The organism is Terribacillus aidingensis (assembly GCF_040703035.1).
Taxonomy (GTDB): Bacteria; Bacillota; Bacilli; order Bacillales; family Amphibacillaceae; genus Terribacillus.
This window is the reverse complement of the sequence record NZ_CP159996.1, coordinates 844,088-865,941: the sequence shown is the minus strand read 5'-3', so window position 1 is coordinate 865,941 and position 21,854 is coordinate 844,088. Positions and strand designations below refer to the sequence as shown.

Here is a 21,854-nt window from a genome sequence, read left to right as displayed (position 1 = left end):
GCTTTTTGTTTTGCTATTAGCGTTCATATAGTTGCTCTTTCCTATCAATAAATAGTCGGAATCATTCCTCCATCCATACGGATTGGTGATCCCTTAAAAGCAGAAGCATATGGACTGCACAAGAAAGCAGCTAGTCTTCCTACCTCGGTTGGTCTGATAAATCGCTGTATGGCAGTTTGGGGTTGATTATGGATCATAAAATGTTTTTCTTTTTCTGCAAACGTCATCTCTTCATTAGCGTATATTCCCTCGATAATTTGTTGCACATTTTCAGAAAGAGTAGGCCCTGGCATAATTGTATTAATTGTAACTTCGGATCCTTTTGTCAGCATTGATATGCTTTTAGCTAATGATAAAAGCATAGATTTTGTCATACCATATTGAGGCATCAGCCCCGAAGGCATTATGGCTTCCTCACTTGCTATGAAGATAATGCGGCCATCATTCTTTTCCAACATTTTTGGCAAATAATATTTAGACAAGCTATTTGCAGCTAATACGTTGGTACGGAAGTATTTCTCCCATATTTCATCGGTTATATCTTCGTATTGCATAATTTCATAGATACCCATGTTGTTAATTAAAATATCTACATAAGGAAACTTTTCTAATAATGCTTCTCTTTGTTGCATATCAACGATGTCGGCTGCAGCATTTTGCGGAGAAGTTGTGGGATAAGCTGATTTGATTCCCTTGACTATTTGTTCTGCTTCTTCGTTATTCCGACCATTTACAAGGACGTTTACTCCTTCCTTAGCCAATTCTAATGCAATTGCCTTCCCTATTCCTTTTGTAGAACCAGTAACTAATGCAGTTTTATTGTTTAATCCCATTTCCATTTTTATTTCTCCTTTGATATCATTTTAAGCTGTTTCATATGTTCAGCTCGCCAATTCAAGGGTGTATTTCCTTCCCAGAAACGGAATGCCCGATAGAATGAGCTTTGATCTTTATAACCTAAAAGAAAAGCTACCTCTTTAAGATCTAAAGATGGATCTGCTAAATATTCTCTTGCCTGATCGTGGCGCACATCTCTTAATAGTTCTTTAAAGCTGGTTTGTTCATCAGTCAGCCGCCGTTGTAAGGTTCGTTCGCTCATACCTAACTCACCTGCTACATCTTGTAAGTCTAGTTTTTCCTTCGTTAAGCTGCGTTCTAAAATCCACTTAACTATTTCCTTCAAAGAGTTACTGCGTCTATGCTTTTTTAATGTTTCGTCCAATACAGGAGTTAAAATCTTCAGTAATTCATCATTGTAAGAAACAAATGGATGATCAAGTTCTCTTCTATCCAGTATTAATCGGTTACGTTCTGCCCCCACTTGAATAGGACAACCAAAGTAATTCTCAAGCACTTGTACGTGAATCATTGAGTGTGTAAATTCTACTGAAGTTGCTTTTATAGGTAAACCAGTGCCGCGACGTCCTAGTTCCAGCAGAAATACAAGTAATGTTCCAATCAGTACTAGCGGAATAGGTTGATCGGTGTTCTGCCAACCAACTTCAATCGTGCATTGCCTTCCTTCTTCTACAATTAGAATATTTTCCGGAGGGCACATTTTTTTGTAACGGGCCATCCTGTTAAGAGCATCTCTGTAGTCACGAGCATGATAAGCTGCCAGGACAGGTGGTGGATATTGAGAAGTTTCAATGACTTGGGGAAACATAAGCATTCCATCTTCTTTGTCCCCCATAATGTCAGAAAAAGCTCTCCATATAGCGATATATTGTTCCGTAGTCACCTCTGAATCTGTGATCACAGTGAGTGGCATTTTGGCTTTTCTAACTACCTCTTGAGCCGAAATCCCAAGCTGTGTAAATCCTGCCCAGAGTCCATCCGGAATCCTAATATAACTGTGTAAAGTCATATATGTACCTCTCTATCTATCAACCCATTATTGCAGAAAGTTAATCAGCATGATTAGTTAAGGGGATAGCAATTTTTATTTTAAATATATTATCTAGTTAAGTAATTAGCATTCAGCGACAATACACTTGTAATAGACGTCAATATTACGCTACACATAAATGGTTACCTTTCTAAATAAGTGTACTTTATTAAAAGGATGAATTTCTGTGTTATTTTAGATGCGTGTTGTTTAGTGAGAATAGACTTTGATCCTTTAGTTCCAAACAAGATACTCTCAATGGTTGTAAACCTAAGCTGACGCTCAGCAACAGTCACAGCAATCATGAATAGTGTCCTTATTAATACAAACAAGGATGCTGCGCGTTGCAGCATCCTTGTTTGTATTAATTAAGCTTTTGCTTTCTTTCTCTTAAAGATAAAGAGAACTGCACCTGCTGCAAGCAACACTGCTCCCGCCAGCATGTACGTATACATATTCGTAGCGGTTTTTGGAAGCTTACTTCCACTGCTGATCGGGCTAGTTTTGTCATCAGTAACTTTTACAATACTGCCACCTGAGTTGCTGCCGTTACCGCCATTATTTTGACTGCTCGGCGGTGGTGTGCTGTCTTTATCGTCTGGATTATCTTTATCTTCGTCTGAAGGTTTATTATCATCTTTAGGATCTTCCTGTGGTTTGTCCTCTGGATTCTCATCTTGATCATTACCATCATCATTTGGATCAGGGGTTACTGGAGTTCCTGGATCCTCTGGTGTTTCATCATTCGGATCTTCGGCCGGAGGTTCTGTCGGTGCTGGATCAGCTCCTAATAAATCAGTAATACGACCTTCGATGACAGGATCAACCACACCATTCAAATCTTCCACCATGTAGTCACGGAATTGTTCCCAATCGATTTCACCAAGATCCTGTACACGTCCCTCTGCATACGCTTGGGCGAATACCTCATAACCGTCCCCGCCTTTGGCAGTGAAGTTATTGGTTGTTACCAAATAGGTTTGGTCAGGATTGATATCCACATATTCCTCACCATTTTTCACTTGCATGCTTACAACACGGGAACCTGCTTCCTTCGTGCTGTCATAAGCAAATTTCATACCGGAAACCTGCAGGAAACCTCCGCTTTCTTCCGGTGCCAGGCGAACACTGTACTCCAGAATCTGTTTGATTTCATCTCCAGTCAATTGCACAACTGCTGGGTCATTTCCAAACGGTAAAACTGTAATAACTTCACCGACTGTAATTGGCCCTTGATCGATTGCTGCCCGAATTCCGCCGCCATTTTGCATAGCAATGGATACTTCCGGCATTCTTTCCTGTGCCTTAGTGAGCATTGCATCTGTAATTAAGTTACCTAGTTCCGTTTCGTTTGCACGCACACTGACATCACTGTCAGTAAGTCTTGGGTTGGTAAGAGGTTTTTGTGCTACTGCACCTGTCTCTTGATTAGATAACTGATCAACTTCCGATTTATAAGCACTAAGTGTGTTAAGTGCTTCTGGATCAGCTTGTTTCTGTGTTACATCGATCAAATGGCCAGAGGAGCCGGTTACAACCCCTTGCTCGTTAAAGTTTACATCAAGCTCTCCTAGATATTGCGCATACTGATATGCTTGTACAATAACTGTCGGATCTTTTGCAGCACCATTTTCATCCGTCGTAACGACAGTCGGCTCGTTTAACTGTGTATGAGAATGACCGCCAACAATGACATCAATCCCGTCAACCTGCTCTGCCAGCATCAAATCATTACCGACTGAAGGGTTGCTGTCATAGCCAAGGTGAGAGATAGCAACGATTTTATTAACTCCCATGTCTTCAAACGCTGCAACTGCCCGCTCTGCTTCGGCTGCATAATTCGTAATCTTTGCAGCACCTGGGCTGGATGTCATCAAAGTCTCTTCCGTAGTGAGTCCGAAGATACCAATCTTCTCTCCGTTTATTTCTTTCACCATTCCATCGTATACAGTGCTATCCTGCGCATCTTCTGTAAATGTGCTGCTCACTCGGCCACCGACAAAAGGATCAGCAGATAAGTCTACGTTCGCAGACACAAATGGGAAGTTCGCACCTTCAATAAATTTATTCAAAGAAGCATGACCGTTCTCACTGGAACCAAGATCGAACTCATGATTACCGAATGTCATTGCATCGATATCCATCATGTTTAAAAGCGCCAAATCCGCTTGCCCTTGGAATTGGTTGAAATAAAGTGTCCCAGAAAAAACATCTCCGGCATTAAATAACAAAGCCCCTGGCTTATTTTCCCGAACTTCTTTTACCGCTGTCACCATATTCGCCAGCGGCTCTACCCGCGCGTGTGTATCATTCATATGCATGATCGTCAAAGAAAAATCTTCTCCATTTTCATCAGCTGCGTATGTACTAGTCGGTAGAACTATTGATGATAGAATAGCAATAATTGCGGCAGTACGCAGTGGAAAACGGAAACGCTTCTTACCTTTCATAAATAGATACCCCCAAATTTTTAGTGAATCCCCGACAATATACACACTTATCCACCATGCAAGATTGTCGACTCTTCTACATAATTGTAGAAGTATACTATTAATTTATCATTAAAATATTGTGAATAATATATATAATTTCTAAGTTTTATGTTTATAAAATAAAAAGCTAGACGCTTCGTGGCTTCTAGCTCATAAATAGAAGTTTATTCAGCCTCCGTTAACTCCTTCGCTGCTTCGTAGAAGATTTCGGTTGCTTTTGCAATGTGTTCTGAATCAGACCATTCTTCAGGACAGTGACTTAGCCCCGCCCGACTCGGTATGAATAGCATGCCAACATCTGTAAAGTCAGAAAAGATCATTGCATCATGTCCCGCGCCGCTATTGATGGAGCAATATGATACATTACTTTCTCTGCTCTTATTTTCTAGAAGATTACGGATATTTTCATTTAATGCTTTAGGCTGGATATACAACTGCTCTTCAGCCAATATCTCAATCCCATTCATTTGATGCGTGTTTAAGCATTCCTTCATCTTCTCAATCACATTCTGTACATGTTCTTCTTTCCCTGACCTTAAATCGACTGTGAATACAACTTTGTCAGGAATCACATTAGCTCCATTTGGAAACACATTCAGCCGCCCTATAGTGAGAACCGTGCCGTTCCCTTCTTCCACAGCAAGTTCTGGCAATTGACTGATGATTTTGGCTGCTGCTATCAAAGCATCTGCACGTCGGTCCATAGGAGTGGTCCCTGCATGGCCTGCCTGCCCTTTGACTGTCACTTCATATTGCGTTAAACCAACGATTGCCTCTACTATACCAATCGGAATGTTTTTTTCTTCTAAGATTGGTCCTTGTTCTATGTGCAATTCAAGAAAAGCCTTCATCGTTTTTGGATCTCTGCCTTTTGGAAGTGATGGGTCCAAGCCTATCTTTTGCATCGCTTCTACTGTAGAGACGCCATCCCTATCTTTTAGGCTGGTGAAATCAGCTTCACTCAAAACACCAGTGATTCCTCGTGAACCCATGAGCCCTCCGCCAAAACGGGAACCTTCTTCCTCCACCAAAGCTACGATTTCCAGCGGATACTTTGGCTTTACATCATTCTTTTGGAAAAGGTTCGCTACTTCCAGCGCCACGACCACTCCAGCAGGTCCGTCATACGCTCCTCCGTTTGGCACAGAATCGAAGTGAGAACCAATCATCACACTGGGAGCATCCCCTGCACTGCCTTCCAGCTTTCCGAATATATTGCCGAATCCATCTTCGGCTATAGTCAATCCTGATGCTTTCATTTGGTCTTTAATATAGTTGCGAGCCTTTAAATCTTCCTGGCTGTATGTGAGCCGAGTCGTACCATTTCCAGGTGTTGCTGTAAACTTTTCTAATGCTGCTATATGCTGTTCGATACGTTCTTTTGTTTTACTCAAGCTATTCTCTCCCTATTACAAGAAACCAACAAAGATTCCTGCTAGTATGACTGACACGATGGTTACTGTGATAAAGCCCCCGACAAGCATTGGCGGCAGCATCCGACTTGTTAATACTTCTCTTTCTTTTTCATCTTCGGTCAAGGACTTGATAACTTCGTTTGTGATAATGTAATCAGCTGGGAAACCGTAAAGAGCCGTCAAGGAAACCGCAAATGCCATATTCTTGCTTACTCCTAAAATTTTACCTGCAATAAAGGAGAAGATGTACATGCCAATAACTCCGATAACGATAGTTCCAACCAGCGGATACAAGATCTGAAGCATCATGCTTGGTGTAGCCTGGTTCAATCCGTCAAATATGAAGAGCATCAGCACTAAGATTGCAATTCCAAATCCATTTGCCTTTTGCAATGCCTGTTTCTCAAGGAAACCGACACTAGAGGCAATAACTCCGAACAACAAACAAAGGACGAATGGACTGACTGCGAACAATGGTGCCACCAGAGTTGATACAAGATAGGCTGCATAAGAAACTAGTGCCAGCTTGAAGAACTTAAGGAAATCCGTGTTGTATTTTTCAGGCAATCTCCATTTGGATGGTGCTGTTTCCACAGTAGCAGCTATTTCTTCTTTTGCTTTATCAGTCACGTCCACCTGAAGCTCTCCATTCCGGTAAAGCTTCAACAGTCTTTTCCCTTCTTTCTTCAATACAAAAGATGTAATCGGATAGCCGGCAAACCCTTGCATCACGTAAATGACGATAGCAAACACCGCTAACGACGAAAGACCTGCCGCACTAGCTGCATCAGACATGATCAGGGCAGAAACTACTCCGCCGACTAAAGGCGGAATCGCTACGACCATTGTTTCAAAGCCATAAATAAGTGTTCCAACCGATAGCAGCAAAACAACGATTCCCAAAATACCAGACAGTGCAATCACAATCGTTTTCCACTGCGCTTTCAATTCTTTAACTGACAGCAATGTCCCCATATTGGTAATCAAAAGGTACATCATCATCGTCGCCACAACTGGAGGAACACCAGCCACTGCCACGATATCTGCAGGGAAGAAGGTCCAATAACCTACAAGAAATAAAATTGCACAAATGAATATAGATGGCACCCAAGCCTTCGTCCGAACCGCAACTAAATCACCAATAAATAAAATAAGGGTAAGTATGACTAACGCTAGCATTTGTGACATGAGGGGTCTCCTATCTTCTTGCTGTATTTTTAAAACAATTGAATAGTTAATATTCAAATAAAGACATGTATGAATGATAATATATTTCAAGTTTTCAGTCAATTTAAATTATTCTTTTCATTATTTTTGGATACCCTTTTACAATTTGAGTCTTTCCGTATCATTGTTCCTAACAACACTTTTTTCTGGATTTCTCTTTCCCTATTATGAAAGGACAGCATGCACGAATTCTCAGCATAATGGAGAGTTATATACACTAGTCATTGGATAGTTTTACTAAATTGGAGGTCGGGTATTGTAGCTAAGATGCATGATATTAAACAACTTTTAATGAGGAGGCAACCATGGAATATATTAATTTAGGAAACTCCGGTCTTCGAGTTCCAAAGTATATACTCGGAATGATCCCATTCAGCGGTACGAATGGCTTTGAAGCTGCCGGTAATGTAAAAGAAGATGAAGCACGCAGAATGGTGGATATGTCCTTAGAGGCTGGGATCAATATGTTTGATACCGCGAACCTTTATTCTGAGGGAGATTCAGAACGCGTACTAGGTGCTGCTATCAAGGGACGCCGGGACGAAGTTCTAATTAATTCGAAGACGGGCTTCCAACTAGGAGATGGCCCAAACAATGGAGGGGCTTCGCGCATTAATATTGAAGCAAGCATCGATCGATCGCTGCAAAGACTTGGTACGGATTATCTTGACTTGTATTTTGTCCATCTATGGGACGGACAGACACCAGTCGAGGAAACGATTGAAACGATGACGAACCTCATTAGAAAAGGAAAAATCCGATATTGGGGTGTTTCTAACTACAGCGGCTGGGCACTTGCGAGAACTTTCACTGTTGCTCAGCAGCCTGGGTATATCACGCCAATCACGCAGCAAATCTATTACACACCAGAAGCTCGTGAATCAGAATATGAGCTGCTTCCAGCAGGAACGGAACTCGGCATTGGCAACATGATTTGGAGTCCGCTCGGTGAAGGACTGCTAAACGGTAAGATCGGACGGAATAAAACTGCACCCGAAAACACCCGCCAAGGCGCCGGTTGGTCAGAGCCTTATGTGAAGGATCAGGAACGACTTTATAAGGTGATTGATGCACTGGAAGAAGTAGCAGCAAATCATAATGCTTCTGTGCCGCAAATCGCTTACGCATGGGTCAGAGACCGTCCAAACGTAGGACCGATTGTTATTGCAGCTCGCAATGAAGAACAATTGAAGGAAAACATTGCTTCATTCGAAATAAAACTAACACAAGAAGAGCATGACCTTATTGAATCAGCAGCCCGTCCAGTACCAATATACCCGCTCTGGCACCGCGCTATGAGCAGCTTTGAAAAAGGAAGCCCAGCGGAAATGACTTATTTGCAGGGGTATAAGCAGTCGATGGGATTGATTGGATAGCTAGTCCTAACATAGAGATCTCAGCTCTAAAGCTGGGATCTCTTTATTTGTACTGACGCTTTTCAACGCAAATTACTTTATCGTAATACTGATTGGCACTGACTATTTCCTATCATCTATAATATAAAGAAACAGCACTATGACAAAAAGTCATAGTGCTGTAGGTAGTCTATTATTTATTCCACATCTTCCATTGCATCTGGATACACAACTTCACCAATAACTTCGCCGCTTGCTTCATCTTCTACAGAAATCGTTATAGAATATTCATCAGGATCAGCTCCGTTAAATAGCTGGTACATCATTCCGGACATACCTAACCCTAAACTAGCAAATCCATCCATGCTATTCTCATAAGCTTCTTTATCCACTACCATAGTAAATTCTGAGAAATCTTTGTTATAGCTGATATCTTTAATTGATGGATAGTCACCGCTTGATACCATCTCAGCAGTGGATTTATCAAGTTCAGCACTCATTTCGTCCATCAATTTTTTATGTTCTGATTTAGACATCTTATATGTATAAGACCCATCGTCATTTGCTGTTACTTCTATTCCCTCTTCTTTTGCATCTGCTATAACATCTTCAGCGCTTTGCCCTTCAAAAAACGAAGCCGGCAAGGATACTTCAACGCTAAGCAGATTTTTATCCACTTCAACGCCACCTTCTTCATCACTTGCCTCACTTGCTGAAGCTTTTGCTGTTTCCTTCTCTGATCTGTTCGCAGTATCATCATTTGATGAGCACGCTGCAAGAAAGGTAAGTAATAATAAGAAAAGAATATAAGCCGTTTTTTTCATCTGTGTTTCTCCCATCGTTTTATCTTTACTAAAATCTTTTTTTCCACAAAAAAAGACTTCAGAAATTCTGAAGTCCTTTATCATCGCTTGGCAATACGATGATCTGTGTGATACCGGTGGCCGGGGTCGAACCGGCACTCCTTACGGAACACGATTTTGAGTCGTGCGCGTCTGCCAATTCCGCCACACCGGCATGTTAAAAGTATCTATGGAGGCGGCAACCGGATTTGAACCGGTGATCAAGGTGTTGCAGACCTTTGCCTTACCACTTGGCTATGCCGCCAATTAAATGGAGCGAAAGACGGGATTCGAACCCGCGACCCCCACCTTGGCAAGGTGGTGTTCTACCACTGAACTACTTTCGCATACAAGTCAGGCTAAAAGGATTCCATAGGAATCCCAGCCTGTTTACTTGGCTATAGCCTAAAGCTATATGGAGGGCGATCGATGGGAATTGAACCCACGAATGCCGGAGCCACAATCCGGTGCGTTAACCCCTTCGCCACGACCGCCATGATACATATGTTATGGCAGGGGTAGTAGGAGTTGAACCCACACCGACGGTTTTGGAGACCGTTGTTCTACCATTAAACTATACCCCTGTGGTGGAGGGAGTAGGACTCGAACCTACGAACCCGATGGGAGCGGATTTACAGTCCGCCGCGTTTGGCCAACTTCGCTATCCCTCCGATGAGAGTGGCTCGGGACGGAATCGAACCGCCGACACACGGATTTTCAGTCCGTTGCTCTACCGACTGAGCTACCGAGCCATTATGTAACATACAATGTTGTAAAAAGTGGCGGTCCGGACGGGACTCGAACCCGCGACCTCCTGCGTGACAGGCAGGCATTCTAACCAACTGAACTACCGGACCACTTTATAATGGGATTTTAGTTGCACACTTCGGGTACTCCCATTTTTCACTATACAAGAAGAAAACTCGACGTAGTAAGTGAAATATTATGGTTGCGGGGGCAGGATTTGAACCTGCGACCTTCGGGTTATGAGCCCGACGAGCTACCCCTGCTCCACCCCGCGATAATAAAAAGGTATTTTCTATGAAACTGATAAAGATGGTGGAGGATGACGGGCTCGAACCGCCGACCCTCTGCTTGTAAGGCAGATGCTCTCCCAGCTGAGCTAATCCTCCGGATTGGTCTTGAAAATAAATGGTGACCCGTACGGGATTCGAACCCGTGTTACCGCCGTGAAAGGGCGGTGTCTTAACCGCTTGACCAACGGGCCATCTATGTATGAAAGTTTGTATGGCGGAGAGCGAGGGATTCGAACCCTCGAGACCGCTGTAGCAGCCTACACGATTTCCAATCGTGCTCCTTCGACCACTCGGACAGCTCTCCGTGGCTCCACAGGCAGGATTCGAACCTGCGACCGATCGGTTAACAGCCGATAGCTCTACCACTGAGCTACTGTGGAATAATCGTAATGCCTGGCAGCGTCCTACTCTCGCAGGGCGAACCCAACTACCATCGGCGCTGAAGAGCTTAACTACTGTGTTCGGCATGGGAACAGGTGTGACCTCTTCGCTATTACCACCAGACCTCTTATGTATGCTGCCCTTTTCTTAAGGACAAGTTAGATTATATATGCTACAGAAACAAAAAGCAATACAATATTTAAAAATAACTAGATTTTTTTGCGTTACTTTCTTTTACCATAAAATTTAATAGCTAACTCATCAAAGATTTAAGGTCTCTTCAATAAATCCGCAACTCTTATTTTACATGAATAGAAAGCAATTTGGCAACTAGCGACAGAATTACTTTTAAACCCGCATAAAGCAAGTAATAATATAATGCTTCTATGTCATCAATCTCCTTCTTTAAGCGGATAGCTAAAGTCACGGTACCTTGCCCCTATTAACTTTAAAAGGAAAACATGCTGTTGTTGATTATATGACACAACCATAAAAACTGCCGGATCACCTGATCCAGCAGTTTTCGATTTTCATAATCGGTTTCTTGCCAACCCTTAAACAACGATCCTAATTAAAATACCGATCTTATTACCTGTTTCATATAAATAAATCGTACAACCAAGAAGTAAAGTACTTGAATAACCGCAAAGCTTCCCAAAACAAGGGCAGATTCAGCTGTCAAATTGTAGTTAAACAAACGCGATAAAGCAGTAAGAGCTACCGTGCCATGTACAAGTGCTATTACAATCGGCGAGAAAAACAAAATAGCAATCTGCCGATTCACGACTTTTTTCAATTCCGATTGTGTCAGACCAATTTTGGCAATCGACTGGAATTTGCGCTTTTCCCCATCGATATCCGTGAACAATCGAAAGTAAAGAAAGCTACCAGCAGAGACAAAGAACACAATGCCGATAAACAAGCCGATAAATAAAATCGGTCCATATGCTTTATTGATTTCATAAAGCGTATAATCAACAGAAAACACCTTATGTTCTACTTGATCCTCTAACTTTTTACCAGCTTCAATTAATTGATTATCGTTTCCTTCAGCTACATTCCATGCAGCCGTGAAATCCGTCCTTATTGGTGTTCCAAGTTTAGTATAAGTACTATCGTTGACAACATAATAACCAGTTAACCCTAACCCTACTGCAGACTCTACTGTGTTACTCGGTTGAATTTCTTGCCCGTTTTCCAGCTGAACGCTGGATGTCATCAATATGTCACTAGCTTTCTGCCCATCCGTGATTACCGCATTACTTTGTTCTATTACGATTGCTTTATTTTCCTCTGGGTGCAGTTCCTTCTCATCTATTAATGCCGCGAATCGGTTATAATCAGAGGCTTTCACTATCAATACAGGCGATTCTTCCACAGATGTATCATAAAATGCCAAGTCCGTTGATTCCATGTCTGCGTTGATTTTCTCTTCATCTAAGATGGCATCGATCTGCTGCATATCTTGCTCAATCACTTCGTCACTCTCATCTAAAAAAGGACTATACGTATACGTGTATGGATTTACCTCTTTTATCCCTTTTGTAAGATAAGATTGAAAACCATATAATGACCCGATGGCACTAAAAGCAACGGTTGATATAATCGCTACCATAAAAAAGGTTCTAGCATTATCTTTCATTCGAAATGATAAGTCACCGAAAAGCAGCATATTGGTCTTTCGCCAAAAAATCGTTTTATTTCTTTTCAGCAGACGGATGCAATACACACTTAGCTGCGTAAACAAGACGTATGTTCCCACTGTCACTACGATAATAACCGGAATCATCACAAAGATAACACTGGCACCTTTTACATAAAGTGCCGTACCATATCCTGTAATTAATAGAATAACCGCCAGGATGGATAGAATAATCGAAGCTTTTGGTTCCCCTTTGGACTGCTTATCGCCTTTAATTAAATCTACCAGCCTATTTGTCCGTAAAATGAACGCAACAAAAACGGATATGCAGAAAAAGAGAAAGATGAAACTGACAAATGTTATGGCAATCGCCAGTAATGGGAAATAAAAATCAAGTGATGCATCAATAATCAATATATTCTCTGCAATTAAGAGGATGGATTTTGCGAATACTAGTCCAATTAAAATTCCGCCAGCTGTTGCAAAAAAACCTATTAAAATATTCTCTAAAAATACCATAAGCCTTATTTGCTTATCAGAAGCTCCTAAAGTAATCAACAAGCCGAATTCCTTTTTCCTCGATTGTAAGAAAGAACTCATCGAATACAGAATAAAGAAGAAAGAAAATACATAGATGATTCCTCCAGCGACAGCCATTCCAAATAGTGCATACTTATTAACGGATCCCTCTGAAAAAGCTGGATGGAAAGCAAAGATCGCAAATGTGAAAAATACCATCACCGTAAACATGCTGCTAAGGAAGTACGCAATATACAGCCGTTTATTGCGCAGGACATTCCTAAACGCGAACTGACGAAAAGTCATTGCCCTCTCCTCCCATCAGTGAAAGCATATCAATTATCTTCTGGAAGAAGGCTTGCCTGCTCTCTCCCCGATGAATCTCGGAGTGCAGCTTCCCGTCCCGAATAAACACAACACGATCCGAGTAACTGGCAGCTTGTGGATCATGCGTTACCATCAGCAAGCTTGTTTTATTTCTCTCGTTGATGGATACCAGCATCTTCATGACATCCTTAGCAGCTTTTGAATCAAGGTTTCCTGTTGGCTCATCCGCTAACAGTAATTTCGGCTCATGGATCATCGCCCTGGCAATAGCTACTCGCTGCGCCTGCCCGCCGGAAATCTCATATGTGCGCTTATTCATAATTGGTTGGATACCAAGACTCTTCGCTATCTGCTGTGCTTTCTGCTGCATCTCTCCTGCTCGGACACCATCTAATGTAAGGGGCAAAATGATATTTTCCTGAACCGTAAGAGTGTGCAGTAAGTTGAAATCCTGAAAGATAAATCCGAGTTCGTTACGGCGGAATTTAGCCAATGCATTTTTCTTTAGCAGATGCGGCTGTTGTCCATTGATTTCTACCTGCCCCGTTGTCGGTGCATCATTTGTGGAAATGATATTCAAAAGGGTTGTTTTTCCGCTACCCGACGGGCCCATAATGGCCACGAATTCACCCTTTTCTACTTCTAGATCGATATCTGTAAGGGCTCGATAAGCTACCTTACCTTCATAAATTTTACTGACTTTTGTAAGCTTGAGCATAATCCATTCTCCTCTCTAATGCTTAATCTAAGCATAGCCTGAGCAGTACAAGTCCTACCATCGATTATGCTTTCACGAATCTTACATTGATGTAAGGTTTTGTGTCTTCGAGAAAATTATCCGAAATGTTGTCCCTTTCCCTACGTTTGATTCCATCTCCAGACGGTGCTCTAGTTTTTCAGTGACCTCTTTTACTAAATAGAGCCCCATTCCTGTAGACTCGCGATATTTCCTGCCATTTTCACCAGTATAAAACTTATTGAAAATACGTTTCTGATCCACAACAGGAATACCAATTCCAAAGTCTTTCACTTCCAGCACCAATTCCCCTAACCTTTCATAGACAGAAAGAATAAGCTGATTTGATTTTCCAGCAGAGTATTTGACGGCATTATGTATTAGCTGTGCCAACAGGAAGAATAACCATTTTTCATCCGTCTCCACCATTGCCCCTGCTTTCTCTTCTTTCAGTACTGGATATACTTCATTACGAATGTAAAATCGCTTGTTTTCTTGATTGACTTCCTGGATCAGCTTGGAAAGGACAACAGGCTTGATATGAAAATCTTCTGTAATAGTACGAAGTCTCGCTAGATAGAGAACTGTATTCAATCCTTCCCGCATCCGGTCCGTTTCCTCCCGTAGACTTGACGATTCTGGTTCGTCCAGCGTTTGAGCCGTTAATTCGATGACAGAGAGTGGTGTCTTCATTTGATGGACCCAACGATCCATAAACATCAAATGCTCGTCCTGTCTATCTTCTCCTTTCAGCAGTTCTTCCTGATATAAGCGGTACTGGGCAGCAAGCAATTGATCGAGCGCTTCTGAAACAGGTGCACGTTCGGTTGTCTCTAAAGATTGATCGAGCGCTGTGAAAGAATGCTGTAATCGCTGATAAAAATTCCTACGGCTGAAGTATCGATAACAGAGGACTACGGTTATTAGAAGCAACGATAGGAAAAATGCATATAGACTAACGCCAACATCCCGGTAGCCATCCAGCCAAAATAGTATCGGAATCATTACAGCTTGGAAGAGCTGTACCAAAATGAGCATCACATGCTCGCGAAAGAATAATCTCATGCTTTCTCCTCTTTCCATGTAATGCGCAATCGATATCCAGTTCCTCTGATCGTTTCTACAGCATCTTCAATTCCTATCTCCTGGAACTTATTACGGACACGAGTTATATTCACATTCAAGGTATTTTCGTCCACATAAACTTGATCATCCCACAACTTCTCCAACAAGTCTTGCCGCCCAGCAACCCGTGGATAACGCTCCAGCAAGCTTTCGATAATGTCTGTTTCTTTTTTAGTCAATTGAGTTGATTTATTCTCAAATCGCAGCTCCAATCTTTCCGGATAAAAGTGCAAACCTTCCTGGATCAGCACTCTTTCCTCTAACTTTGCTGCATATTCACCATAAGCACGACGCATTTGGCTTCTGATTTTCGCCATGACAATATCCGGGTTGAATGGTTTTGTGATAAAGTCATCGCCGCCATTTTCGATCGCCATCACTTGATCCATTTCTCCAGTTCGAGCGGAAATAAAAATTACCGGGCAAATAGATACTTTCCTTATTTGCCTGCACCAATAATAGCCATCAAAACTAGGCAGGTTGATATCCAGTAAGATAAGCTTAGGCTGTACATCTAGGAATGTATCCATTATTTTTTCGAAATCTTTAGCTATAGTCACGTCATACCTGTACTTTTCTATGTGTGAACTCAAATATTCAGCAATTTTCATGTCATCTTCCACAATCATGATTCGCTCCATAAGTTATTTCTCCTTAGCTATTTATTTAGCTTAATTTTACCATCTGAATCTGTACGAATGTTAAACCTAATAACTCGATCCATCTTTAAAGGGGAACTTTTGTTAGAATCCTTGATTTTTTCCTATTTATATGTAATTGGATAAGCACTATTCCCCTTCACTGCGTTGGCTAAATGCAAAAAAGCCATCATCTAATACCATTAGAAGATGATGGCTTTTTTTATTGCTTCCTGCGCTTATTTAACTTTTATCACAATCTTACCTTTGGCATGGTGTGTTTCACTTAATTCATGTGCTTCTTGTAAAGCTTCTGCTGAAAAATCGAATACATGGCCTACTTGAGGCTTAATTATTCCTTTCTCAAGTAATTCTCCTAATTCACCTAATTGCTTACCATTTGGCGTTAACCAATATGAGCTTGCCGTTACTTGATGCTTCTCTGCCAATGCCTCATCAGGTTGTCCGGCAATTGTTACTAGTCTGCCGCCGCGCTTTAGAACTTGGAAGCTCTTGTTTAAGATCTCGCCGCCCATTGTATCGATGACTGCATCATAATCACTTAATTCGTCTTCAAATTGCTGCGTTCGGTAATTAATGCATTCATCAGCACCTAACTCTTTTACATATGCTTCATTTTTTTCACTTGCAGTTGTCGCAACATAGGCACCCAAATGTTTTGCCATTTGAATTGCCATACTTCCTACACCACCAGCTCCAGCTTGGATCAGTACTTTATCACCTTTCTTGACCTTTGTATTGTCCACTAGACACTGCCAAGCGGTTAACCCAGCTAACGGAATAGAGGCAGCTTCTTCAAATGTGAGGTTGCTAGGCTTTTTCGCAAGCAATTCATCATCCACAGCCGTAAATTCCGCATAAGTACCCGCAGCGGTAGTATCAGGTCGCGCGAATACTTCATCCCCAACCTGATAATTCTTCACTTCACTTCCAATCTCAACTATCTTACCTGCAACATCCCAGCCAAGGATAATCGGAAATGACCAATCGAGCATCTGCTTTAAGTAACCTGCACGAAGCTTCCAATCAATCGGATTAACTGAAGTGGCATACACCTCAACAAGCACTTGATTTGGTTTTATTTTAGGTTTCGGCAATTCCTTCTCTACTAATACATTTTTATCGCCGTATTCATTAATTATAACTGCACGCATGAATAACACTCCCTTTTTATCAACTATATTTTTAAGCTCTATTCTTCGTTCTTACCTAAAAAGTCATACCTTCTTATCAGAGCTTGCTAAAAAACGTTTTCTATATCATGGGTAATACAGGATATATTTTAACTTCTATTATCTTTAAATCAAACTGAACTGCTTATAGATGAAATTTATAAAGTTACATTATAGAAAACAATTCGCTATTTAGCCTCTTTGATGACGTTATATATTTAAGTCCAACTATTTTCCTTATGCTTATCCTCTTAAACATGCCATAGCTATTGTTACTAAAATTTAGTCGCCATTATGTAAGCCCTAAGTATTCATATAGATAACATACAAAAAAGACCCTAACTTTACGTTAGAGTCTTGATTTGACAGCTTTGGCATACTGCCTGTGATACCGGTGGCCGGGGTCGAACCGGCACTCCTTACGGAACACGATTTTGAGTCGTGCGCGTCTGCCAATTCCGCCACACCGGCATGTTAAAAGTATCTATGGAGGCGGCAACCGGATTTGAACCGGTGATCAAGGTGTTGCAGACCTTTGCCTTACCACTTGGCTATGCCGCCAATATTGGAGCGGAAGACGGGATTCGAACCCGCGACCCCCACCTTGGCAAGGTGATGTTCTACCACTGAACTACTTCCGCATACAAGTCAGGCTTTATGGATTCCTTAGGAATCCCAGCCTGTTTACTTGGCTATAGCCTAAGCTATATAGAGGGCGATCGATGGGAATCGAACCCACGAATGCCGGAGCCACAATCCGGTGCGTTAACCACTTCGCCACGACCGCCATGATGAGTATGTTATGGCAGGGGTAGCAGGATTTGAACCCACATTTACGGTTTTGGAGACCGTTGCTCTACCATTGAACTATACCCCTATGGTGGAGGGAGTAGGACTCGAACCTACGAACCCGATGGGAGCGGATTTACAGTCCGCCGCGTTTGGCCAACTTCGCTATCCCTCCAATGAGAGTGGCTCGGGACGGAATCGAACCGCCGACACACGGATTTTCAGTCCGTTGCTCTACCGACTGAGCTACCGAGCCATATGTATTAAGTTAAAAAGTGGCGGTCCGGACGGGACTCGAACCCGCGACCTCCTGCGTGACAGGCAGGCATTCTAACCAACTGAACTACCGGACCACTTTATAATGGGATTTTAGTTGCACCCTTCGGGTACTCCCATTTTTCACTATACAAGAAGAAAACTCGACGTAGTAAGTGAAATATTATGGTTGCGGGGGCAGGATTTGAACCTGCGACCTTCGGGTTATGAGCCCGACGAGCTACCCCTGCTCCACCCCGCGATAATAAAAAGGTATTTTCTATGAAACTGATAAAGATGGTGGAGGATGACGGGCTCGAACCGCCGACCCTCTGCTTGTAAGGCAGATGCTCTCCCAGCTGAGCTAATCCTCCGGATTGGTCTTGAAAATAAATGGTGACCCGTACGGGATTCGAACCCGTGTTACCGCCGTGAAAGGGCGGTGTCTTAACCGCTTGACCAACGGGCCATCTATTATGTAATTTTGTGATGGCGGAGAGCGAGGGATTCGAACCCTCGAGACCGCTGTAGCAGCCTACACGATTTCCAATCGTGCTCCTTCGACCTCTCGGACAGCTCTCCGTGGCTCCACAGGCAGGATTCGAACCTGCGACCGATCGGTTAACAGCCGATAGCTCTACCACTGAGCTACTGTGGAATAATCGTGATTGCCTGGCAGCGTCCTACTCTCGCAGGGCGAACCCAACTACCATCGGCGCTGAAGAGCTTAACTGCTGTGTTCGGCATGGGAACAGGTGTGACCTCTTCGCTATTACCACCAGACAATGCAAGAATTCAATTGGAATGAACCCTCAAAACTAGATAAGAAACATGTCTTGCCAGACATTTCATGCGGCCAAGCACCGGAGTGCTTGGACTTTGGCGTTGACTTACTCGTCAGATCCAGCTCCGGGAACCAGAAACTCCAGTCTAAGCGATAGCCCTGCAAGGGTAAAACCACCCTTTCCGGCCTTTCACTTATTCTTGCGTTTCTATGCGGCTCCCTTCGCTTTTCGTTTTAGTTAAGTCCTCGATCGATTAGTATTCGTCAGCTGCACGTGTCACCACGCTTCCACCTCGAACCTATCTACCTCATCGTCTCTGAGGGATCTTACTCATTTAAAATGATGAGAAGTCTCATCTTGAGGGGGGCTTCATGCTTAGATGCTTTCAGCACTTATCCCTTCCGCACGTAGCTACCCAGCTATGCTCCTGGCGGAACAACTGGTGCACCAGCGGTGCGTCCATCCCGGTCCTCTCGTACTAAGGACAGCTCCTCTCAAACTTCTAACGCCCACGACGGATAGGGACCGAACTGTCTCACGACGTTCTGAACCCAGCTCGCGTACCGCTTTAATGGGCGAACAGCCCAACCCTTGGGACCGACTACAGCCCCAGGATGCGATGAGCCGACATCGAGGTGCCAAACCTCCCCGTCGATGTGGACTCTTGGGGGAGATAAGCCTGTTATCCCCGGGGTAGCTTTTATCCGTTGAGCGACGGCCCTTCCATACGGCACCGCCGGATCACTAAGCCCGACTTTCGTCCCTGCTCGACTTGTAGGTCTCGCAGTCAAGCTCCCTTCTGCCTTTGCACGCTACGAATGATTTCCAACCATTCTGAGGGAACCTTTGGGCGCCTCCGTTACTCTTTGGGAGGCGACCGCCCCAGTCAAACTGCCCACCTGACACTGTCTCCGAACCGGATAACGGTTCTGGGTTAGAATGTCAATACAGCCAGGGTGGTATCCCACGGATGCCTCCACCGAAGCTGGCGCTCCGGCTTCTAAGGCTCCCACCTATCCTGTACAAGCTGTACCAACATTCCATATCAGGCTACAGTAAAGCTCCACGGGGTCTTTCCGTCCTGTCGCGGGTAATGCGCATCTTCACGCATAGTATAATTTCACCGGGTCTCTCGTTGAGACAGTGCCCAAGTCGTTGCACCTTTCGTGCGGGTCGGAACTTACCCGACAAGGAATTTCGCTACCTTAGGACCGTTATAGTTACGGCCGCCGTTTACTGGGGCTTCGGTTCACAGCTTCGGGACGAAGTCCCTAACCATTCCCCTTAACCTTCCAGCACCGGGCAGGTGTCAGCCCCTATACTTCGCCTTACGGCTTTGCAGAGACCTGTGTTTTTGCTAAACAGTCGCTTGGGCCTTTTCACTGCGGCTTCTCCTTAAAAGAAGCACCCCTTCTCCCGAAGTTACGGGGTCATTTTGCCGAGTTCCTTAACGAGAGTTCTCCCGATCATCTTCGGTTACTCACCGTGCCTACCTGTGTCGGTTTGCGGTACGGGCACCTATTTCCTCACTAGAGGCTTTTCTTGGCAGTGTGAAATCAGGAACTTCGGTACTAAATTTCCCTCCCCATAACCGCCTGGAATAGTGTTGAGTGGATTTGCCTGCTCAACTTCCTCACGGCTTGGACGCGCATAACCAGCAGCGCGCTTTCCCTATCCTCCTGCGTCCCCCCATCGTTCAAGCGGATTTAGGTGGTACAGGAATATCAACCTGTTGTCCATCGCCTACGCCTTTCGGCCTCGGCTTAGGCCCCGACTAACCCTGAGCGGACGAGCCTTCCTCAGGAAACCTTGGGCTTTCGATGAAAGAGATTCTCACTCTTTTTTCGCTACTCATACCGGCATTCTCACTTCTAAGCGCTCCAGCCGTCCTCACGATCGACCTTCACTGCCCTTAGAACGCTCTCCTACCACTGACATCGTAGATGTCAATCCGCAGCTTCGGTGGTGTGTTTAGCCCCGGTATATTTTCGGCGCAGCGTCACTCGACCAGTGAGCTATTACGCACTCTTTCAATGATGGCTGCTTCTAAGCCAACATCCTGGTTGTCTAAGCAACGCCACATCCTTTTCCACTTAACACACACTTTGGGACCTTAGCTGGCGGTCTGGGCTGTTTCCCTTTCGACCATGAACCTTATCACCCATAGTCTGACTCCCAAAGTAGATTGATTGGCATTCGGAGTTTGACTGAATTCGGTAACCCGATGAGGGCCCCTAGTCCAATCAGTGCTCTACCTCCAACCATCATCCTTTGAGGCTAGCCCTAAAGCTATTTCGGAGAGAACCAGCTATCTCCGTGTTCGATTGGCATTTCACCCCTACCCACACCTCATCCCCGCACTTTTCAACGTGCGTGGGTTCGGGCCTCCAGTCAGTGTTACCTGACCTTCACCCTGGACATGGGTAGATCACACGGTTTCGGGTCTACGACCACCTACTATATCGCCCTATTCAGACTCGCTTTCGCTGCGGCTCCGTCTATACAACTTAACCTTGCAGGGGATCGTAACTCGCCGGTCCATTCTACAAAAGGTACGCCGTCACCCATTAACGGGCTTCGACTACTTGTAGGCACACGGTTTCAGGATCTATTTCACTCCCCTTCCGGGGTGCTTTTCACCTTTCCCTCACGGTACTGGTTCACTATCGGTCACTAGGGAGTATTTAGCCTTGGGAGATGGTCCTCCCGGATTCCGACGGAATTTCACGTGTTCCGCCGTACTCAGGATACACTCCGGAGGAAACCACATTTCAAATACAGGGCTCTTACCTTCTATGGCGGGCCATTCCAAGCCGCTTCGTCTATATGGTTTCTTTGTAACTCCAAAGGAGTGTCCTACAACCCCAGAAGGCTTGCCTTCTGGTTTGGGCTAATTCCGTTTCGCTCGCCGCTACTCAGGAAATCGCATTTGCTTTCTCTTCCTCCGGGTAATGAGATGTTTCAGTTCCCCGGGTCTGCCTCGTATCACCTATGTATTCAGTGATACGTACTATCCAATAACGGATAGCGGGTTCCCCCATTCGGAAATCTTCGGATCAAAGCTTACTTACAGCTCCCCGAAGCATATCGGTGTTAGTCCCGTCCTTCATCGGCTCCTAGTGCCAAGGCATCCACCGTGCGCCCTTCTTCACTTAACTAATAACGCATGATAAATCTATAAATCGCGACAATAAATTGTCGGCTTTAA

At 43.8% G+C, this 21,854-nt stretch carries 13 protein-coding genes, 26 tRNA genes and 3 rRNA genes; 1 reads left to right on the top strand and 41 read right to left on the bottom strand.

The window, feature by feature from the left end:
• Window positions 1-44: 44 nt before the first annotated feature.
• From ABXS78_RS04780 to ABXS78_RS04760, 5 genes are all read right to left on the bottom strand, one after another.
• The gene (locus tag ABXS78_RS04780; RefSeq protein WP_366249138.1) at window positions 45-839 is read right to left on the bottom strand and encodes an SDR family oxidoreductase; all 795 of its coding nucleotides are present in this window, start codon (window positions 837-839) and stop codon (window positions 45-47) included.
• Window positions 840-841: 2 nt separating this feature from the next.
• Window positions 842-1,867, bottom strand: coding sequence for a helix-turn-helix domain-containing protein (locus tag ABXS78_RS04775; protein ID WP_366249137.1), 1,026 nt, complete (start codon window positions 1,865-1,867; stop codon window positions 842-844).
• 389 nt (window positions 1,868-2,256) lie between these two features.
• Window positions 2,257-4,338, bottom strand: coding sequence for a 5'-nucleotidase C-terminal domain-containing protein (locus tag ABXS78_RS04770; protein ID WP_366249136.1), 2,082 nt, complete (start codon window positions 4,336-4,338; stop codon window positions 2,257-2,259).
• A gap of 206 nt (window positions 4,339-4,544) precedes the next feature.
• Entirely contained in the window at window positions 4,545-5,774 is a 1,230-nt protein-coding gene (locus ABXS78_RS04765) for a Zn-dependent hydrolase (protein WP_366249135.1), read from the bottom strand.
• Between the two features lie 15 nt (window positions 5,775-5,789).
• Window positions 5,790-6,983 carry a hypothetical protein gene (locus ABXS78_RS04760; RefSeq protein ID WP_366249134.1) on the bottom strand — a complete coding sequence of 398 codons (1,194 nt, stop codon included), beginning with the start codon at window positions 6,981-6,983 and terminating at the stop codon, window positions 5,790-5,792.
• 344 nt (window positions 6,984-7,327) lie between these two features.
• On the opposite strand from ABXS78_RS04760, the gene ABXS78_RS04755 reads away from it, so the two are divergent.
• Window positions 7,328-8,398, top strand: coding sequence for an aldo/keto reductase (locus ABXS78_RS04755; RefSeq protein ID WP_366249133.1), 1,071 nt, complete (start codon window positions 7,328-7,330; stop codon window positions 8,396-8,398).
• A gap of 176 nt (window positions 8,399-8,574) precedes the next feature.
• Here the strand turns inward: ABXS78_RS04755 and ABXS78_RS04750 are convergent, their stop codons facing one another.
• The 36 genes from ABXS78_RS04750 to ABXS78_RS04575 form a co-directional block, all read right to left on the bottom strand.
• A complete protein-coding gene (locus ABXS78_RS04750) occupies window positions 8,575-9,201 on the bottom strand; it encodes a hypothetical protein (RefSeq protein WP_366249132.1) in 627 nt (208 codons plus the stop codon).
• A gap of 111 nt (window positions 9,202-9,312) precedes the next feature.
• Window positions 9,313-9,394 (bottom strand) — tRNA-Leu (locus tag ABXS78_RS04745).
• Window positions 9,395-9,410: 16 nt separating this feature from the next.
• A tRNA-Cys gene (locus ABXS78_RS04740) sits at window positions 9,411-9,484 on the bottom strand.
• A gap of 7 nt (window positions 9,485-9,491) precedes the next feature.
• A tRNA-Gly gene (locus ABXS78_RS04735) sits at window positions 9,492-9,566 on the bottom strand.
• A gap of 73 nt (window positions 9,567-9,639) precedes the next feature.
• Window positions 9,640-9,714, bottom strand: a tRNA-His gene (locus ABXS78_RS04730).
• A gap of 15 nt (window positions 9,715-9,729) precedes the next feature.
• Window positions 9,730-9,803: transfer RNA gene (locus ABXS78_RS04725), tRNA-Trp, on the bottom strand.
• A 1-nt stretch (window position 9,804) separates the two neighbouring features.
• Window positions 9,805-9,890: transfer RNA gene (locus tag ABXS78_RS04720), tRNA-Tyr, on the bottom strand.
• Between the two features lie 8 nt (window positions 9,891-9,898).
• Window positions 9,899-9,971, bottom strand: a tRNA-Phe gene (locus ABXS78_RS04715).
• A gap of 28 nt (window positions 9,972-9,999) precedes the next feature.
• Window positions 10,000-10,076: transfer RNA gene (locus ABXS78_RS04710), tRNA-Asp, on the bottom strand.
• Between the two features lie 89 nt (window positions 10,077-10,165).
• Window positions 10,166-10,240, bottom strand: a tRNA-Met gene (locus ABXS78_RS04705).
• Between the two features lie 36 nt (window positions 10,241-10,276).
• A tRNA-Val gene (locus ABXS78_RS04700) sits at window positions 10,277-10,352 on the bottom strand.
• A gap of 20 nt (window positions 10,353-10,372) precedes the next feature.
• Window positions 10,373-10,447: transfer RNA gene (locus ABXS78_RS04695), tRNA-Glu, on the bottom strand.
• Window positions 10,448-10,468: 21 nt separating this feature from the next.
• Window positions 10,469-10,560: transfer RNA gene (locus ABXS78_RS04690), tRNA-Ser, on the bottom strand.
• A gap of 1 nt (window position 10,561) precedes the next feature.
• Window positions 10,562-10,636: transfer RNA gene (locus ABXS78_RS04685), tRNA-Asn, on the bottom strand.
• A gap of 11 nt (window positions 10,637-10,647) precedes the next feature.
• A 5S ribosomal RNA gene (gene rrf, locus ABXS78_RS04680) occupies window positions 10,648-10,760 on the bottom strand.
• A gap of 175 nt (window positions 10,761-10,935) precedes the next feature.
• Window positions 10,936-11,064 (bottom strand): hypothetical protein, encoded by a 129-nt coding sequence (locus ABXS78_RS04675; RefSeq protein ID WP_366249131.1) that lies wholly within the window; start codon window positions 11,062-11,064, stop codon window positions 10,936-10,938.
• Between the two features lie 144 nt (window positions 11,065-11,208).
• Window positions 11,209-13,104: an ABC transporter permease gene (locus ABXS78_RS04670; protein WP_366249130.1), complete on the bottom strand. Its 1,896-nt coding sequence runs from the start codon at window positions 13,102-13,104 to the stop codon at window positions 11,209-11,211.
• Window positions 13,079-13,843: an ABC transporter ATP-binding protein gene (locus tag ABXS78_RS04665; protein WP_366249129.1), complete on the bottom strand. Its 765-nt coding sequence runs from the start codon at window positions 13,841-13,843 to the stop codon at window positions 13,079-13,081. The genes ABXS78_RS04670 and ABXS78_RS04665 overlap by 26 nt, the downstream gene beginning before the upstream one ends.
• Before the next feature lie 81 nt (window positions 13,844-13,924).
• Complete coding sequence (locus ABXS78_RS04660) at window positions 13,925-14,926, bottom strand: sensor histidine kinase (RefSeq protein ID WP_366249128.1); 1,002 nt, start codon at window positions 14,924-14,926, stop codon at window positions 13,925-13,927.
• Complete coding sequence (locus tag ABXS78_RS04655) at window positions 14,923-15,627, bottom strand: response regulator transcription factor (RefSeq protein ID WP_366249127.1); 705 nt, start codon at window positions 15,625-15,627, stop codon at window positions 14,923-14,925. The genes ABXS78_RS04660 and ABXS78_RS04655 overlap by 4 nt, the downstream gene beginning before the upstream one ends.
• Before the next feature lie 236 nt (window positions 15,628-15,863).
• Complete coding sequence (locus ABXS78_RS04650) at window positions 15,864-16,799, bottom strand: NADP-dependent oxidoreductase (RefSeq protein WP_366249126.1); 936 nt, start codon at window positions 16,797-16,799, stop codon at window positions 15,864-15,866.
• Between the two features lie 407 nt (window positions 16,800-17,206).
• A tRNA-Leu gene (locus ABXS78_RS04645) sits at window positions 17,207-17,288 on the bottom strand.
• A 16-nt stretch (window positions 17,289-17,304) separates the two neighbouring features.
• Window positions 17,305-17,378, bottom strand: a tRNA-Cys gene (locus ABXS78_RS04640).
• A 5-nt stretch (window positions 17,379-17,383) separates the two neighbouring features.
• Window positions 17,384-17,458: transfer RNA gene (locus ABXS78_RS04635), tRNA-Gly, on the bottom strand.
• A 73-nt stretch (window positions 17,459-17,531) separates the two neighbouring features.
• Window positions 17,532-17,604: transfer RNA gene (locus ABXS78_RS04630), tRNA-His, on the bottom strand.
• A 16-nt stretch (window positions 17,605-17,620) separates the two neighbouring features.
• Window positions 17,621-17,694, bottom strand: a tRNA-Trp gene (locus ABXS78_RS04625).
• Between the two features lies 1 nt (window position 17,695).
• Window positions 17,696-17,781: transfer RNA gene (locus ABXS78_RS04620), tRNA-Tyr, on the bottom strand.
• Between the two features lie 8 nt (window positions 17,782-17,789).
• Window positions 17,790-17,862: transfer RNA gene (locus ABXS78_RS04615), tRNA-Phe, on the bottom strand.
• 20 nt (window positions 17,863-17,882) lie between these two features.
• Window positions 17,883-17,959, bottom strand: a tRNA-Asp gene (locus ABXS78_RS04610).
• Window positions 17,960-18,048: 89 nt separating this feature from the next.
• A tRNA-Met gene (locus tag ABXS78_RS04605) sits at window positions 18,049-18,123 on the bottom strand.
• Window positions 18,124-18,159: 36 nt separating this feature from the next.
• A tRNA-Val gene (locus tag ABXS78_RS04600) sits at window positions 18,160-18,235 on the bottom strand.
• Between the two features lie 20 nt (window positions 18,236-18,255).
• Window positions 18,256-18,330 (bottom strand) — tRNA-Glu (locus ABXS78_RS04595).
• Window positions 18,331-18,351: 21 nt separating this feature from the next.
• A tRNA-Ser gene (locus tag ABXS78_RS04590) sits at window positions 18,352-18,443 on the bottom strand.
• Between the two features lies 1 nt (window position 18,444).
• Window positions 18,445-18,519, bottom strand: a tRNA-Asn gene (locus ABXS78_RS04585).
• A gap of 12 nt (window positions 18,520-18,531) precedes the next feature.
• Window positions 18,532-18,644, bottom strand: a 5S ribosomal RNA gene (rrf, locus tag ABXS78_RS04580).
• Between the two features lie 235 nt (window positions 18,645-18,879).
• A 23S ribosomal RNA gene (locus tag ABXS78_RS04575) occupies window positions 18,880-21,804 on the bottom strand.
• Between the last annotated feature and the right edge of the window lie 50 nt (window positions 21,805-21,854).